This is a genomic window from Rosenbergiella sp. YN46, assembly GCF_036620675.1.
Lineage (GTDB): Bacteria > Pseudomonadota > Gammaproteobacteria > Enterobacterales > Enterobacteriaceae > Jejubacter.
Window position 1 is genome coordinate 67,706 of record NZ_JAZHEE010000005.1, and the last position, 16,489, is coordinate 84,194.

The window sequence follows — 16,489 nt, forward strand, 5'->3', positions numbered from 1 at the left end:
GATGCTGCATATCTGGTGCCCCTGGTGTGGCGAACACCGGGAAGAGGAAGAGTTTCACCCTAAAGGCCAGGCGCATATCGTGCGCCCGGTGGACCCTGACGCCTGTAGCGATGAAGAGTGGGGCGACTATCTGTTTTTTCGCGATAACCCGCGCGGTGTACATCGGGAACTCTGGGTTCATGCCGCGGGCTGCCGCAAATTCTTTAACGTGATGCGTAATACGGTGAGCTACGAAATTCTGGAAACTTACCGGATAGGCGAACAGCCGAAAATCCTGGCTGAGGTCAATGTGGTGGCCCTGCCGAAACGCGAAGAGAGCGAATCCGTCGCCAGCGATGCGCGACGCCAGGCCGGAGGTGGGGCATGAAACAGGTAAATCGTCTGGCCGACGGCGGGCGAATCGATCGCAGCCATCCGCTCCAGTTTCGCTTTAACGACAAAATATTACAGGGTTTTGCTGGCGACACTCTGGCCTCGGCCCTGCTGGCCAACGGCGTGGATATCGTTAACCGCAGCTTTAAGTACGGGCGTCCGCGCGGCATTGTGGCTGCTGGCGCCGAAGAGCCTAATGCCATAGTGCAGTTAGGCAGTAACGAGGCCAGCCAGGTGCCTAACGTGCGGGCCACTCAGCAGGCGCTGTACGACGGGCTGGTAGCCAGTAGCACCAACGGCTGGCCGAGTGCCGAACGCGATTTGATGGGCGGCGTGGGTAAAATGCTGGGGCGCTTTATGCCCCCCGGTTTTTATTACAAAACCTTTATGAAACCGGCATCAATGTGGATGACCTGGGAAAAGTACATCCGCAAAGGGGCCGGGCTGGGGCGCAGCCCTAAAGCGCGCGATCCCGACCGCTACGATCATCTGAATCAGCATTGCGATGTGCTGATCGTCGGCGCCGGCCCGACCGGGCTGGCGGCGGCGCTGGCTGCCGGGCGCAGTGGCGTACGGGTGATTCTGGTTGATGAGCAGGAGGAGATGGGCGGTTCGCTGCTCGACAGTCGAGAGCGCCTTAACGGCTGCGATGCCGCCCGCTGGGTAGCGGAAACCCTGGCGGAGCTGGCGACTCTCGACAACGTGCAACTGCTGCCGCGCACCACTGCCACGGGGCGTCACGATCACAACTTCGTAACCCTGCTGGAACGCCGCACCGATCATCTGGGCGAAACGGCGGCCGGTCATCAGGCCAGGCTGCGCCTGCACCGGGTGCGCGCCAGGCGAGTGGTGCTGGCCAGCGGTGCCCATGAACGGCCGCTGGTTTATGCCGGCAACGATATTCCGGGCAATTTCGTGGCCGGGGCTATCTCGACCTATATTCACCGCTACGGCGTGGTGCCAGGCCAGAAGCTGATACTGTCAACCAGTAACGATCGGGCGTACTGCGCCGCTCTGGACTGGCTTGACGCCGGACGGGAAGTGGTGGCAATTGTCGATGGCAGGGAAAAGCCCGATGGAGAACTGGTGGCTCAGGCACGAGCAAGAGGCATACGCATTATCAGCGGCAGCGCCGTGATTGAAGCACAGGGCGGCAGCCGGGTTAAGCGGGTAAGAATCGCCCGAATTGATAGCGCGAGTTTTCGGGTTGTGGGCCAGGCGGAAACCCTGGACTGCGACACCGTTGCAAGCTCCGGCGGCTACAGCCCGGTGATTCATCTGGCGGTACATACCGGCGGGCGACCGGTGTGGAACGATGAGGTAGCGGGGTTTGTCGCGCCGCAGGTGGATGGGGTTATTTCAGCGGGGGCGGTAATGGGCCGGTTTGCCACGGCTGAAGCATTGCGAGATGGCGCGGAGGCTGGTCAGCAGGCTGCCCGGGAGGCAGGCGGGGCAGCAACGCAGCTTCGGCTTCCCGAAGTCGCGGAGCGTCGGGACGGCGCACCTGTGGCGCTCTACCAGATTCCCCACGACCAGCCTACCTCCCGGGCGCCGAAGCAGTTCGTCGATATGCAGAATGATGTTACTGCCGCAGCCATTGAACTGGCGATACGTGAAGGTTTTGAATCTATTGAGCATATCAAACGTTACACTGTCATGGGATTCGGTACCGATCAGGGCAAGCTGGGCAACATCAACGGCATGGCGATTGCCGCCCGCTGTCTGGGACGCGCCATTCCAGAGGTGGGCACCACGGTGTTTCGCCCCAACTACACGCCGGTCGCCTTTGGGGCCGTGGTCGGGCGTCACTGCGGCGAGTTGTTCGAGCCGGAACGCCATACCGCGCTGCATCAGTGGCACCTGGATCGGGGCGCTGAATTCGAAGAGGTGGGCCAGTGGAAGCGTCCGTGGTACTTCCCGCAGGGTAATGAAACGATGGAGCAGGCCGTGGCCAGGGAGTGCCGCGCAGTACGCAACGGCGTGGGGATCCTCGATGCCTCAACGCTGGGTAAGATAGATATTCAGGGGCCGGATGCCCGTACCTTTCTGGAGCGTATCTACACCAATAAGTGGGCCAAACTGGGCTTTGGCCGGGTGCGCTATGGCCTGATGTGTAAAGACGACGGCATGGTGATGGACGACGGCACCACCAGTTGCCTGGGCGATAACCACTTCCTGATGACCACCAGTACCGGCGGCGCGGCGGCGGTACTGGAATGGCTGGAACAGTGGCATCAGACCGAATGGCCGGATCTACAGGTCTTTTTCACCTCGGTGACCGACCACTGGGCGACCCTTTCACTGTCGGGCCCGGACTCCCGGCGCCTGCTGGGAGAGCTGTGCGATATCGATCTGTCTCGTGAGGCCTTTAAGTTTATGGACTGGCGCGAAGGCACCGTTGCAGGAGTTCCGGCACGGGTGTTCCGAATTTCGTTTACCGGTGAGCTCTCTTACGAAATTAACGTGCAGGCCAATTATGCACGCCACGTCTGGGAAGCGCTGTTCGAGCGCGGTGAAAAGTACGGCCTGACGCCCTATGGCACCGAAACCATGCACGTTTTGCGCGCCGAGAAGGGCTTTATTATCGCCGGCCAGGATACCGACGGCTCAATGACGCCGGAAGATCTCGGCATGCAGTGGTGCGTGGGCTATGACAAAGCCTTCTCATGGGTGGGTAAACGGGCACTGTCGCGCGCTGATACCCGCCGCAGCGATCGCAAACAGCTGGTAGGGCTGCGTCCTAAAGATCCGCGGGTGGTTCTGGAAGAGGGGGCGCAGATTGTTCTGGAGCCCGACCATCCAGTGCCGGTACCGATGGTGGGGTATGTGACCTCCAGCTACTACAGCCCGACCCTGGACAGCGGTTTCGCGCTGGCGGTGGTTAAGGATGGTCATCAGAAAATGGGCCATACCGTCTGGCTGCCGATGGCCGACGGTCAGGTTTATGAAGCCGAAATTGTCAGTACTGTCTTCGTCGATCCCAAAGGAGAGCGCCAGAATGTCTGATGTCGTAAAGATAAGCACTTTTAACAGCCATCCCGCCGTTCAGGTTATGCGCGAATCACCGCTGGCGTTGTCGTATCGCAATACGGGGCGCCCGGAGGCCAGCGAAAGCAGCGGTGTCATCCTGCGCGAGCGTCCGTTTTGCGGGCACCTGATTCTGCGTGGTGGCGCCATTACGCTGGATCAGGCGCTACGTGACACGCAAGGGATCGGGCTCCCCGGTCAACCGCTGGGGTTGACTACCAGTGAAAACGGTGAGATGAGCGCCCAGTGGCTGTCGCCGGACGAATGGCTGCTGATCGTACCGGAAGGTGGCGAATTCGAGGTGGAAAACCGGCTGCGGGAGGCGCTGGGTGATGCTCACTTCGCCGTCACCAACGTCAGCGGCGGCCAGACGCTGCTGGAGCTGCGCGGGGACAAGGTTCGGGAGCTACTGATGAAATCGGTGGTGTATGACGTTCATCCGGATAACTTCCCCGTTGGTAAAGCGGTTACCACCGTGTTCGCTAAAACCACCGCGATACTGCGCAGGCCGGATAACGACTGCTGGGAACTGGTCGTCAGGCGCAGCTTCGCCGATTACCTGTGGCGCTGGCTGCTGGATGCCGGAGAAGAGTACGGCATTGGCGTTATCCCCTGACGGAGAAAACGATGAGTCGTAATAATGACTGCTGGATTATGACCGCCCAGTGCCCGGGCAGACTTGGTACGGTGGATGCGGTAACCGGTTTTCTGCGCGAAAACGGCTGCTATATTACCGAACAGAATTCGTTCGACGATCGCGAGTCCGGGCGCTTTTTTATTCGTACCGAATTCCGCCCGGGAGCCGGGTTTGACGCCCAGGCCTTCAGGGAAGGCTTCGCCGGGCGGGCGGCGGCGTTTGAGATGACCTTCGGGCTGACCGCACCGGGCCATCGGGTGCCGGTGGTGATTATGGTTTCGCGCACCGATCACTGCCTTAACGATCTGCTGTATCGCTATCGCACCGGACAACTGGCGGTGGAGATTTGTGCCATTATCTCTAATCATCAGGATCTGGAGCCGCTGGCGGCGTGGCACGGCCTGCCGTACCACTATCTGCCAGTCACGGCGGATACCCGAGCGGCCCAGGAGGCGCAGGTATGGCAAATCGTTCAGCAGACCGGCGCCGAACTGGTGATTCTGGCGCGCTATATGCAGGTGTTGTCGGATGAGATGTGCCGCAAACTGGCGGGCAGGGCTATCAATATTCACCATTCGCTGCTGCCTGGCTTTAAGGGCGCGAAACCCTATCACCAGGCCTGGGCTAAAGGCGTCAAACTGGTGGGCGCCACCGCGCACTACATCAATGAGGATCTGGACGAAGGGCCGATCATCGCCCAGAGCGTGGAGCCGGTGACCCATGCCGACTATCCGGAAGATCTGATCGAAAAGGGGCGAGATATCGAACGCGTCACTCTGGCCCGCGCCGTAAGCTGGCACGTGGAGCGGCGGGTCTTCTTATATGATAATCGCACGGTGGTGTTTGGGCGCTAAACCTTCAGGCGCATACCGGAACCCGGCATGCGCCTGGACACTATGTTCTGCTGCCCAGATCCCGACTGTCGGCAGCGCCACTCACCATACGGGTGAGCTCCTCACAGCGGATAATTTTTCCTGCCGCCAGGGTAAATCGCGCAAAAACCTCAAATTCGCTCTTGTCGCCCGAAGATTTTTCCACTGTCGCCACACAGTGATGGGTAAACACCGTATCCTTTTCGGTAGCCAGCGCTTTAATGTAAACCGCCATCTGTCTGGTATGTGATTTGAGAAACGCAAGGTGCTGAATAAACTGCGCGTAATTCAGGTGATGACCATCAACGATCTGCTGATAGTCAGGGGAAAAATAGTGCGCTATCTGTTTTTCATCATGCCCGGGATGGTTGATTACCGTCTGTAATGCGTCAGTGACTATCTGGCTCAGGTCTTTCATCTGTCTCTCCTCGCGAAAAACAGCGATTCTACAGAGCCGTCTGATGAGAGTATTATCCGCATCAGGACAAGATATACGGTTAATCGGCCATTATTATGCAAAAAGAGTGCTTTGAATATGGCAGTGGGCATTCAACCCCCTGGCATCAACATACGTCTGGCCAGTTGTACTGGCTCAGTCATGGCGCCATGGTGATTGAAACCGAACTGGCGCAGTGGACTGTTACGCCGGGCACGGTAGGGTGGTTTCCAGTTGGTCTGAGCCATAGCGCATGGACGCCGGGCAGGGTTCGGGGCCACAGTCTCTACCCTGAACCATCGTCCTCTTGCCTGTTCCCCTCTCATCCTGGTATTTATGGGGCCGATGCTTTTCTTATGTCTGTGCTGACGCGGTTATGCCGGAGCGCCCCTGACGCCGGGCCCGAAGATTACCTGGAGACGCTTTTGAAATTGTTAGGCTATGAGCTCTCTTTGGGAGATCCATTGCCGCTTCAGTTAACGTTGCCGTCGGACAGAAGGGCACGTAACGTCGCGAATGAATTACTGAAAAATCCGGCTTGTGCCCTGAGCCAGAGTCATCTCGCCCAACAGTGGGGACTGAGTGTTCGTAACCTTAGCCGTCTGTTTCAGCAACAAACTGGTCTCAGTTTTAGTCAGTGGCGCCAGCAGGCGAAGGTCGTGGCGTCGCTCCAGTGGGTGCTGGCTGGATTGCCGGTCAGTGAAGTGGCGTTATTAAGCGGTTACAGCAATGTCAGCGCCTATATCGACGTTTTCCGACAGCGATTTGGCAAGACGCCGGGCCAGTTCAGGGGAAAATAAAAAAGGTTCATTGCGGATTAGCGTGAATTCGCTTCGTTTTCAAACATTCCGCGCTTAAGCGCGATGAGCCATAAAAAAGCCGGAGTTTCCTCCGGCCTTGTACCATCATTCGGCCGCTTTTTTCGGCTCCGGTTTATTCGGGGCTGGCGGCATTGGCGGCAGCTCTTTTACCGTGACGCTCACCTGGTAGCGCTTGCCTTTTTCCAGGCTCGGTACGTCGTTGGTCATTTTCTTCAGCGCTTCGTTGGGATCGCTGGTTTGCATCGAAGCCTGATAAGCGGGCGCCATCATCATCATCGGGCAGTGGGGGCGCATAGGGTGCCCCTGGCGATGATGCGGGGGGCTGCCTTCGTGATGGGCGGTAGGCTCTGGCTGCGACTGCTGCTGCGGTGCCGCGAATGCCAGGGTTCCCGCGCTGAGCAGGCTTGCTGCCAGCAGAATATTACGCATCTTAGTCATCGTTACACTCCTTTTAACTTCAGCTTAGCGATTAAACGCGCCGCTCAGCAGAATGCTGGCGACGATACCCGTGGCGGCGGCAATGAGTACATAGTTGCCGTCAATATAAGACCAGTGATGGCCGGAAGGGGGCGCCGGCAGGCCGCGGCCGCGCCAGTCGCTCACCCGATAGCGATCGTCATGGAAGCCGTGGGGCATGGGGTGCCCCTTGCGAAAATCGTGGCCATTCCAGGCGAAATGATCCCGTTCGCGCATCTGATGGCGATCCGGCCCCCGCTCATGTCCGCGGTTGTCGCCGGGGCCATGATGATTCGCTCTTCCGTGGCCTCTGTGGTCGCCGTGTGCTTCCTGATGCGACGGTGAGCCACGATCGTCAGAACCATGGCGATCGTGGGCTTGCGCCAGCGGCGTTAACCCACAGGTCAGAATCATGGTCAGGGCAATTAATTTTTTCATAAGCGCCTCCTGGCTTGTTGTTTGATACAGTTTTAGCGGTTAACCATGGAGAAATTGTGAATCAGATCGCTGAGTCAGAGGATTCCTGGTATACCCTCACCAAAAAGCCACAAATCCCTAAACTCCTTTGCGCGAATTTACCCGTCAATGAGACAGACCGTATAGCCTACAGGAAGATGGATTGCTATAGTTGCGTTATTGGTTGTCAACGTATTGACAATAAACGACTTTTCTTCTTTTGCATGGAGGTGAGGATGAACAGACCGTCCCGATTTACTCAGGCGTTAACCGGCCGCTGGCCAGGCGCCACGCAGACGCAGGATCTACGCGAAGCCTGCGCTAATCGCTGGGCCGGCGTGAAGCGCGGCCGTGGAATTCAAAAAGCCTTGCGCGCCGTGGTGGGGCCGGTGGCGCCGCAGAATGGATAAAACGCCCCATAACGGAGCGTTCAGGTTGATGACAAAGAGGGAAAAACGTGGTTTTTCCCTCTTTGTGGTTATCAGCCGAAAATCAATGAATTGATTTTCCGTGCTTATTTTTCTGGTGATTCTGGGCGAACCTGTTCGGCCCAGGTCTGCCATCAGTCTCAACGCCCCATAACGGGGCGTTGCTGTTTGTGGGTTAACCGGCGTGCGGGAAAGTAATATTACTGCCCGGCGCTTCGCGATTGAGGTGGATAAAGTTCAGGTGGCGTTCGTACTGATCCAGAATATCGAGGATCACCTGCTCTTTGCTGTAATCCATCAGGTCGTTACCCTGGCTGCCTTCCAGCAGGAAGGTTTCCAGCCGGTAGTAGGTGGACTTGCCGCGCCGCGCCCGGTAGGTAAAGCCCGGTACCGAATATTTCTGGGGCCAGATCTGGTAGACGAAGTTCTGCTCGTCGCCCATATGCACCAGCAGCTCCAGATGGCCAAGATTTTCCCCCGCTTCCGGCGGCAGGTTGTTAAGCTCAACGGTGGCGCCGCGCACCTGGAGCTCCTGGGCTACCTCTTCCATTGCGGGCAGGCAGACTCGCTCCATCATTTCGTGGGTATGGTGAGTGCCGGGATAGTTCATGAGCCGCGATACCCGTTTTTTCCAGCCCAGGCGATCCTGAGCCGAAGCCAGCCACGGCGGCGTATCGCGGTTGGCGCTCTTGCGGCGATAGTCCTCGACCTTAAGAGACTTATACAGACCGGCGATAATAAAGAACATCACGAAGCTGAACGGCAGCCCCATAATCACCGTCGTGCTCTGCAGGGCGGTGATGCCGTCGGCCATCAGCATCCCTATGGTCAGCAGACCAATCGCCACCGACCAGAAGATACGCAGCCAGTGGGGCGCATCGCTGTTAATGTCCTTGAGCTTCGAGGTGAAGTTACCCAGCACCAGGGCGCCGGAGTCGGCGGAGGTTACATAGAACAGCAGACCGGTAATGGTGGCGACCGAGGCGCTAAAGGTAAAGCCCGGATACTGGGCCAGCAGGCTATAAAAACCGCGCTCCGGGTGCGCCATGGCTTCGGCCGCGAAACCGGCGTTGCCGTGGATTATCTCGTACAGGGCGCTGTTGCCAAAGATCGACAGCCACAGCAGGGTAAAGGCAAATGGAATAATCAGGGTGCCGACCACAAATTCACGAATGGTACGACCCCGGGAAATACGCGCCAGGAACAGCCCCACGAACGGCGACCAGGCCACCCACCAGGCCCAGAAAAACAGGGTCCAGCTGTTCATCCACTCGGTGGGGCGGTCAAAGGCGAAGCTGTTCAGGGTCATGCCCATAAAGCGATTGACGTAGTCGCCGATGTTAAGCACCAGCGCGTTGAGCAAAAATTCGGTATTCCCGGCGAACAGCACGAACAGAATCAACCCCAGCGCCAGAACCACATTCAGGATCGACAGAAAGCGAATGCCTTTATCGACTCCGGAGGTCACCGAGATGGTGGCGATAATCACCGACAGGGCAATCAGCGCTGCCTGAGAAGCGAGATTATTGGGAACGTCGAACAGTACGCTAAAGCCATAGTTAAGCTGCACCACGCCGATCCCAAGCGTAGTGGCGATACCGAAGATAGTGCCGATCACCGCTGCGATATCCACCGTATGGCCGACCGGGCCGTTGATGCGCTTGCCGAAAATCGGATACAGGGCGGAACGGATGGTCAGCGGCAGGTTATAACGGTAGCTGAAGTAGCCCAGCGCAATGCCCATCAGGGCGTACATCGCCCAGCCGGTAAGACCGTAGTGGAACAGGCTCCAGACCGTGGCCTGGCGCGCGGCTTCCAGGGTCTGCCCGGCGCCTTCCGGCGGTTGCATATACTGGGTGACGGGCTCGGCCACCGAAAAGAACATCAGATCGATACCGATACCGGCGGCAAACAGCATAGAGGCCCAGCTCAGCAGACTGAATTCCGGCTTGGACTGTTCTGGCCCGAGTTTGATATCGCCAAAGCGTGAACAGGCGATAAATACCACAAACACGATATATAGCGTGGCGGCCAGCAGGTAGTACCAGCCGAAGGTGGCGGAAACCCAGTTCAGGGCGCTGCCTATCCAGGCGGCGGTCTGTTGACTGAAGAAGATGGCCATCAGTGAAAACAACAAAATCAGCCCTGCGGAGGTGTAAAACACCACGGGGTTGAGTTTGTCTTTTTCACAGGAAGGTGGAATGGGATTCGTCATCGATTACCTCAGGTTAAGTAACGCTGACTACTCGACTGAGCAGTAAAAACTTTCTTATTAAATGGAAGGGGCAGGATCTTACTCCCCCGGGAAGGCCGTTTGCGGTCCCGACGGCACAATATGGCTCAATCCTTTGATTATCATCAAAAAATCACCCCATCAAAAACACATTATTTACCTTTTTAGTTACAAATAAACCAATATCAGGCAACAATTAATACACATTTTATATTGAACGTCCAATCAAAAAACGATTAAATAGATAACAGAAAATGATGGAAGGAGTTGTCGTCATGCCTAAAGTGGGTATGCAACCGATACGGCGCCGTCAGCTGATCGACGCCACCCTGAACGCCATAAACGAAGTGGGAATGCACGATGCCACCATCGCGCAAATCGCCAGGCGGGCAGGGGTGTCAACCGGCATTATCAGCCACTATTTCAGCGATAAGAACGGACTGCTGGAAGCGACGATGCGCGATATTACCGCCCAGCTTCGCGAAGCGGTGGCCGACCGGCTTAAGGCATTGCCGCAATCGGACGCAGAAGCACGCTTAAAGGCCATTGTCGATGGCAACTTTGACGAGACGCAGATTCACAGCGCGGCGACCAAAGCCTGGCTGGCCTTCTGGGCCAGCAGCATGCACCAGCACGGTCTGGGGCGATTACAGGAGGTGAGTCACCGGCGTCTGTATTCCACTCTGGTGGTGGAGTTCCGACGTGAACTGCCAAAAGAGCAGGCGCGGCTGGCCGGTTATGGTTTGGCTGCGTTAATCGACGGCCTGTGGCTGCGCGCCGCCCTGAGCGGCCAACCCTTTAACCGCGAGGCAGCACAAACGCTGACGACTCAGTTTATTCGTCAACAGCTTGCGCAGGCCCGCCCCAATCGACAGGAGTAGCTATGTCCCGCCTGGGAGAACAACAAATCTGGATAGACGGTCAGTACGTGGCCTGCCACAGCGGCGCCACCTTTGACACCATCAACCCGGCCAACGGCGAAGTGCTGGCTCAGGTTCACGAAGCGGGCGAGCATGAGGTGAATCTGGCGGTAGAGGCGGCCAGCCGCGGCCAGAAAGTCTGGGCGGCGATGAGCGCCATGGAGCGCTCGCGTATCCTGCGCCGCGCCGTGGAGATTTTGCGCAGCCGCAACGACGAACTGGCTGCCCTGGAAACCCTGGATACCGGTAAGCCGTTCAGTGAAACCGCCAGCGTTGATATCGTTACCGGCGCTGACGTACTCGAATATTACGCAGGCCTGGTACCGGCCCTGGAAGGCCAGCAGATCCCGCTGCGCGATACCTCGTTTGTCTATACCCGCCGCGAACCGCTGGGCGTGGTGGCCGGTATCGGCGCCTGGAACTACCCGATTCAGATAGCGCTATGGAAGTCGGCGCCGGCCCTGGCGGCGGGCAACGCCATGATCTTTAAACCCAGCGAGGTAACGCCGCTGACCGCGCTGCGCCTGGCGGAGATCTATAAAGAAGCGGGATTGCCGGATGGGGTGTTTAACGTTCTGCCGGGTCGCGGCCCGGTGACCGGCCAGCTACTGACCGAGCATCCCGGCATCGCTAAGGTTTCGTTTACCGGTGGCGTCGCCAGCGGCAAGAAAGTGATGGCGAACGCCGCTGGCTCGACCCTTAAAGAGGTGACTATGGAGCTGGGGGGGAAATCGCCGCTGATTATCTGTGATGACGCCGATCTCGATCTGGCCGCAGACATCGCCATGATGGCCAACTTCTACAGCTCGGGTCAGGTTTGTACCAACGGCACCCGGGTGTTCGTACCGGCCGCTATGAAAGAAGCGCTGGAGCAGCGCCTGCTGGAGCGGGTGGCGCGCATTAAGGCGGGCGATCTGATGGATCCGGCCACTAACTTTGGGCCGATGGTGAGCTTCCCGCATCGCGATAACGTGCTGCGCTATATCGAAAGCGGCAAGGCTCAGGGCGCGCGTCTGCTGTGCGGCGGCGGTCGGCTGGAAGGCGCGGAGTTCGACAAAGGCGCCTGGGTGGCGCCGACCATCTTCACCGACTGCCGCGACGATATGACCATCGTTCAGGAAGAGATCTTTGGCCCGGTGATGTCTCTGCTCAGTTATGACAGCGAAGAAGAAGCGATTCGTCGCGCCAATGATACCGATTATGGTCTGGCGGCTGGCGTAGTCACCGGCGAACTCAACCGCGCACACCGCATTATTCATCAGCTGGAAGCAGGCATTTGCTGGATCAACACCTGGGGCGAATCCCCGGCGGAAATGCCGGTGGGGGGCTACAAGCATTCCGGCATCGGGCGCGAAAATGGCCTGATGACGCTTACAAGCTACACCCGGGTGAAATCCATTCAGCTGGAGATGGACCGCTTTCAGTCGGTCTTTTGATTAACCTAACCTACGGAGCGACACGTGGAATTTGATTACATCATTATCGGAGCCGGATCCGCAGGTAACGTACTGGCAACCCGTTTAACCGAAGACAGCGAAACCACCGTTCTGCTACTGGAAGCGGGGGGCCCCGATTACCGATTTGATTTTCGCACCCAGATGCCCGCCGCTCTGGCATATCCGCTTCAGGGGCGGCGCTATAACTGGGCTTACGAAACCGATCCCGAGCCCTATATGAATAACCGCCGCATGGAGTGTGGCCGGGGTAAGGGGCTGGGCGGCTCTTCGTTGATCAACGGCATGTGCTACATTCGCGGCAACGCGATGGATCTGGATAACTGGGCTAAAACCCCCGGTCTGGAAGACTGGAGCTACCTGGACTGCCTGCCTTATTACCGCAAGGCGGAAAGCCGCGATATCGGCCCCAATGACTGGCACGGCGGCGATGGCCCGGTTTCGGTCGCCACCCCGAAGAACGGCAACAACCCGCTGTTTCACGCTATGGTGGAAGCCGGCGTGCAGGCGGGATACCCACGCACCGACGATCTCAACGGCTATCAGCAGGAAGGCTTCGGGCCGATGGATCGTACCGTTACGCCGTCCGGCCGTCGTGCCAGCACCGCGCGCGGCTATCTGGATCAGGCTAAAGGACGGGCGAATCTGACCATAGTGACCCACGCCATCACCGACCGCATTCTGTTTGAAGGCAAGCGGGCGGTGGGCGTTGAGTTTTACGAAGGTGAAAGCAGCACCATTATCAGCCAGGCGACGGCAAAGCGCGAAGTACTGCTGTGCGCCGGGGCTATCGCTTCGCCGCAGATCCTGCAGCGTTCCGGCGTTGGCCCGGCAGATTTTCTGCAAAGCATGGGGATTCCGGTAGTTCATGACCTGCCCGGCGTAGGTGAAAACCTGCAGGATCACCTGGAGATGTACCTTCAGTACGAGTGTAAAGAGCCGATATCGCTCTATCCGGCCCTGAAATGGTGGAACCAGCCGAAAATCGGCGCCGAATGGCTGTTCGGCGGTACCGGTATCGGCGCCAGCAATCAGTTCGAAGCGGGCGGTTTTATCCGCAGCCGTGAAGCCTTCGAATGGCCGAACATTCAGTACCACTTCCTGCCGGTGGCTATTAACTATAACGGCTCTAACGCGGTAAACGAGCATGGATTCCAGTGCCATGTCGGCTCCATGCGTTCGCCGAGCCGCGGACGGGTACGGCTGAAGTCCCGGGACCCGAATGAGCATCCGAGCATCCTGTTTAACTACATGTCCACCGAGCAGGACTGGCAGGAGTTCCGCGATGCGATTCGCATCACCCGTGAAATTATGAACCAGCCCGCGCTGGACAAATATCGCGGTCGCGAAATCAGTCCCGGCGAGGATTGTCAGACCGATGAACAGCTGGACGAGTTCGTGCGCAACCACGCCGAAACGGCGTTCCACCCGTGCGGCAGTTGTAAAATGGGCAGCGATGAGATGGCGGTGGTCGATAACCAGGGGCGGGTACAGGGTATGGAGGGACTGCGGGTGGTGGATGCTTCCATTATGCCGCAAATTGTCACCGGTAACCTGAACGCCACGACGATTATGATTGGTGAGAAGATAGCCGATCGCATTCGCGGCCATCAGCCGTTACCGCGCAGTGAAGCAAAATACTATGTGGCGGGGGATGCGCCGGTGCGTCGGGAGCCGATGCGCAAAGTCTCCTGACAATAAAAGCCGGCCATTCAGCCGGCTTTTATTATGAGACATCAGAAAATAAAAAAGGCAGGCTGCCCATTGCCTGCCTTTTATCATTATTGATATCAGAACTGATAACCGACACCCAGATTCCAGGTGCCGACCTGAATATCGCCTGCTGCGCCATATTCATAACCAGCATCAATAACCCAGTTCTGATAGGGGTTAAACTGTAGACCTGCACCATAAATAAACAGGGAGTCATCACTGGTGCTGTGTTTATGCGCGGTATTATATTTACTGCGCGCATAGCCATAACCGATATCGCCGTAGACGCTGACCCAGTCGTTAATACGATAGGTCGGCCCGGCTTTTACCGAAAAGTAGTGATGATTGCCGTGTCCATCGCCGGCACCGTGACGGGCGCTGTCGCTAAAAGAGGTGCCGGTATAGGTGATGCCGCTCATCAGCCCCCAGTTATCGTCGAACTCATAGCGGTACTGCAACTGGGCGCCTTTGGCGTCGTCTCCGTGGCTGTGGTTAAAGTGGCTTTGCGCATAGCTTAATGAAACGCTGCTATCGCCAGCCGCTGCATTGGCAGCTACTGAGACGGAACTTAATGCCAGAGCCAGGGTCATAGCTGATACGTAAGTCATTTTTTTCATCATGTTTACCTTCTGCTTTCTTTTTTAATTAATACATCCTTGGGTGTCGATGTATTAATTCTGTAGCGTTCGGCAGAGTCTGGTTTAACATTTTGTGATGGCTTTTTATCTTAGTCGTTCAGCGTTGAGCTTCTGTTGATGTTATTTTAACGGCCAGTAATAATTAAGCGCATTTATTGTCTGTTATGACATTTTTTGTATAAATCCCGAATGGCGTCGGGGAAATAAAATAACGGGCGCGGCAATCAGACCGCGCCCGTTATTTACGATGGTTCACCATATAATCCGATTAACCGTCGTACCACGCCGTTGGTCCAGCCGAAACCATCCTGCAATGGATATTCGCCGCCGCCCCCTTCGTGAGGCGTGGCATCGGCGATATGGTACTTTTCAATCAGCTTATGGTGGCTGCGGTAAACGTGATTCACGGTCTTCAGCCAGCGTCGGGCGATATCATCCGCCAGCGCGTCGTGGCCGTAGCGCTTAAAGCCCTGAATCGCCATCCACTGTAACGGCGCCCAGCCGTTCGGCTTATCCCACTGTTCGCCGGTCTGATACTCGGTAGCCAGCAAACCGCCCGGAGTCAGCAGTCGCTCCTGCACGGCGGTCTTCATACGTTCTGCCTGGGCGTGGGTGGCCAGTTCCACATACAGCGGCACTATCCCGGCGGCTGAAAAGAGACCTGGTCGCTGGCGACGCCAGTCGTAGTCGCGAAAGCAGCCCTCTTCATCATCCCACAGATATCGGGTGATAGCGGCGCGCCGCAGCTCCGCGCGCTGGCGAAACTGCGCTTCGGTGGTTTTATCTTTCTCCAGCGCCGACAGATTAGCGATAGTGGTTTCCAGCTTGTAGAGAAACGCGTTGAGATCCACCGGAATAAACTGCGTGGTACGAATGCTGGCCAGCCGGTTGCTGTCGCGCAGCCAGCGCGATGAATAGTCCCAGCCGGACGCCGCACCGGCCCGTAGATCCCGGTAGACCTGGCCTGGCGGGCGCCCGGACTGCCGGGCGGTTTCCACATCCTCGCGCCAGGACTCGTCGCGCGGCGTGTCCCTGTCGTCCCAGTAACGGTTAAGCAGCGTACCGTCCGGCATGCAGACCACATGGCGGTAGGCCTGATTCAGCGACAGCGATCCGGCGCCGTCCATCCAGAAAGCGTACTCCATATGCAGATGGGGCAGGTAACGCCGGGCGCCGCGCACGCCGTCTTCTTCAAACAGTTCAACCATTAGCGCGAATACCGGCGGCTGAGAGCGTCCCAGATAGTAGGTTCGGTTGCCGTTCGGAATATGGCCATAGGTTTCAATCATCCACGCAAAGTTATCCGCCATACAGCGCAGTAGATCGTCACGGCCGCTTTCACTCAGCCCCAGCATAGTGAAGTAGGAGTCCCAGTAATAGGCTTCGCCGAAACGCCCCCCGGGCACTATGTAAGGTTGAGGCAGCGCCAGTAGTGATGACCAGGGAAGATGCTCGTGCGGCTCCCGGGTCAGCACCGGCCACAGACTGTCGATATGCTCTTTCAGAGAATGACTGGGATTAGAGACGTACTCGCTGTGATGGCTTTCCGGCATCCAGAAGTGCTGGTCCACAAAGCGACGCAGATCGAAGTCGGGCTTGCGGCGCACTTTGCGATAGCGAATCAGAATATCGAGCGGATCCATTTTCGGCGCGCAGTCGGGGAAGGTTTTGCTGTCGGCGAAGATGCGCGCCGCCTGCACGTGTTCAAACAGTTCCAGATAGCGATCTGCAGGCGTCAGAGCGTCGGAGGCCGGTAGCCCCTCAATCATCTCCGGTTCCGGCTCCGCTTCAATCATGGCATCCAGTTTTAATTCGCAGGGGTCGAGTTCAAACAGAATCTCTTCTTCGGCATCCGCTTCCGATATTCCCACAACGTTTAATTTCTGGTTGGGCATGGTGATAATGACCTCCGGACTGCTGTCGTCATATAAGGGCATTCGGCCCTGGCTACCAGTTAAGCGTAGCATTCACCGGGTGAGGGGGCGGCTGGATTCGCCTGAATCCCTGGCTGGTTCAGGCGTAACGC

At 57.6% G+C, this 16,489-nt stretch carries 15 protein-coding genes and 1 pseudogene; 10 read left to right on the forward strand and 6 right to left on the reverse strand.

Annotated elements, in window-relative coordinates; genetic code table 11:
- Position 1 precedes the first annotated feature (1 nt).
- The 4 genes from V3W49_RS06500 to purU are packed head-to-tail and all read left to right on the forward strand — an operon-like array spanning position 2 to position 4,890.
- Positions 2-367: a sarcosine oxidase subunit delta gene (locus V3W49_RS06500; RefSeq protein WP_500144450.1), complete on the forward strand. Its 366-nt coding sequence runs from the start codon at positions 2-4 to the stop codon at positions 365-367.
- A complete protein-coding gene (locus V3W49_RS06505; RefSeq protein WP_500144451.1) occupies positions 364-3,378 on the forward strand; it encodes a sarcosine oxidase subunit alpha family protein in 3,015 nt (1,004 codons plus the stop codon). The genes V3W49_RS06500 and V3W49_RS06505 overlap by 4 nt, the downstream gene beginning before the upstream one ends.
- Positions 3,371-4,015, forward strand: a complete 645-nt coding sequence (locus V3W49_RS06510; protein ID WP_500144452.1) for a sarcosine oxidase subunit gamma — start codon at positions 3,371-3,373, stop codon at positions 4,013-4,015. The genes V3W49_RS06505 and V3W49_RS06510 overlap by 8 nt, the downstream gene beginning before the upstream one ends.
- Positions 4,016-4,026: 11 nt before the next feature.
- On the forward strand, positions 4,027-4,890 hold the full coding sequence (gene purU, locus V3W49_RS06515) for a formyltetrahydrofolate deformylase (RefSeq protein ID WP_500144454.1): 864 nt from the start codon (positions 4,027-4,029) through the stop codon (positions 4,888-4,890).
- A gap of 40 nt (positions 4,891-4,930) precedes the next feature.
- Here the strand turns inward: purU and V3W49_RS06520 are convergent, their stop codons facing one another.
- Positions 4,931-5,326, reverse strand: a complete 396-nt coding sequence (locus V3W49_RS06520) for a nuclear transport factor 2 family protein (RefSeq protein WP_500144456.1) — start codon at positions 5,324-5,326, stop codon at positions 4,931-4,933.
- Positions 5,327-5,421: 95 nt separating this feature from the next.
- Between V3W49_RS06520 and V3W49_RS06525 the strand changes: the two are divergent.
- A pseudogene (locus V3W49_RS06525) lies at positions 5,422-5,586 on the forward strand (cupin domain-containing protein); the annotation flags it as partial.
- Between the two features lie 183 nt (positions 5,587-5,769).
- Entirely contained in the window at positions 5,770-6,144 is a 375-nt protein-coding gene (locus V3W49_RS06530) for a helix-turn-helix transcriptional regulator (protein WP_500144582.1), read from the forward strand.
- Between the two features lie 105 nt (positions 6,145-6,249).
- Here V3W49_RS06530 and V3W49_RS06535 read toward each other — a convergent pair whose 3' ends face one another.
- Positions 6,250-6,603 carry a hypothetical protein gene (locus tag V3W49_RS06535; RefSeq protein WP_500144458.1) on the reverse strand — a complete coding sequence of 118 codons (354 nt, stop codon included), beginning with the start codon at positions 6,601-6,603 and terminating at the stop codon, positions 6,250-6,252.
- A gap of 24 nt (positions 6,604-6,627) precedes the next feature.
- Positions 6,628-7,059 carry an RcnB family protein gene (locus V3W49_RS06540; protein ID WP_500144459.1) on the reverse strand — a complete coding sequence of 144 codons (432 nt, stop codon included), beginning with the start codon at positions 7,057-7,059 and terminating at the stop codon, positions 6,628-6,630.
- 254 nt (positions 7,060-7,313) lie between these two features.
- On the opposite strand from V3W49_RS06540, the gene V3W49_RS06545 reads away from it, so the two are divergent.
- Entirely contained in the window at positions 7,314-7,487 is a 174-nt protein-coding gene (locus tag V3W49_RS06545; RefSeq protein WP_500144460.1) for a hypothetical protein, read from the forward strand.
- A gap of 193 nt (positions 7,488-7,680) precedes the next feature.
- Here V3W49_RS06545 and V3W49_RS06550 read toward each other — a convergent pair whose 3' ends face one another.
- Positions 7,681-9,720, reverse strand: a complete 2,040-nt coding sequence (locus tag V3W49_RS06550) for a choline transporter (RefSeq protein WP_500144461.1) — start codon at positions 9,718-9,720, stop codon at positions 7,681-7,683.
- 293 nt (positions 9,721-10,013) lie between these two features.
- On the opposite strand from V3W49_RS06550, the gene betI reads away from it, so the two are divergent.
- Genes betI through betA form a run of 3 tightly spaced genes read left to right on the forward strand, consistent with a single transcriptional unit; the run spans position 10,014 to position 13,807 of the window.
- On the forward strand, positions 10,014-10,619 hold the full coding sequence (betI, locus tag V3W49_RS06555) for a transcriptional regulator BetI (protein ID WP_500144462.1): 606 nt from the start codon (positions 10,014-10,016) through the stop codon (positions 10,617-10,619).
- Between the two features lie 2 nt (positions 10,620-10,621).
- Complete coding sequence (betB, locus tag V3W49_RS06560) at positions 10,622-12,094, forward strand: betaine-aldehyde dehydrogenase (RefSeq protein WP_500144463.1); 1,473 nt, start codon at positions 10,622-10,624, stop codon at positions 12,092-12,094.
- A gap of 24 nt (positions 12,095-12,118) precedes the next feature.
- A complete protein-coding gene (gene betA, locus V3W49_RS06565; protein ID WP_500144464.1) occupies positions 12,119-13,807 on the forward strand; it encodes a choline dehydrogenase in 1,689 nt (562 codons plus the stop codon).
- A 95-nt stretch (positions 13,808-13,902) separates the two neighbouring features.
- On the opposite strand, the gene V3W49_RS06570 is transcribed toward betA, so the two are convergent.
- Positions 13,903-14,433 (reverse strand): Ail/Lom family outer membrane beta-barrel protein, encoded by a 531-nt coding sequence (locus tag V3W49_RS06570; RefSeq protein ID WP_500144465.1) that lies wholly within the window; start codon positions 14,431-14,433, stop codon positions 13,903-13,905.
- A 272-nt stretch (positions 14,434-14,705) separates the two neighbouring features.
- The gene (locus V3W49_RS06575; RefSeq protein WP_500144584.1) at positions 14,706-16,358 is read right to left on the reverse strand and encodes an alpha,alpha-trehalase; all 1,653 of its coding nucleotides are present in this window, start codon (positions 16,356-16,358) and stop codon (positions 14,706-14,708) included.
- Positions 16,359-16,489: the final 131 nt, after the last annotated feature.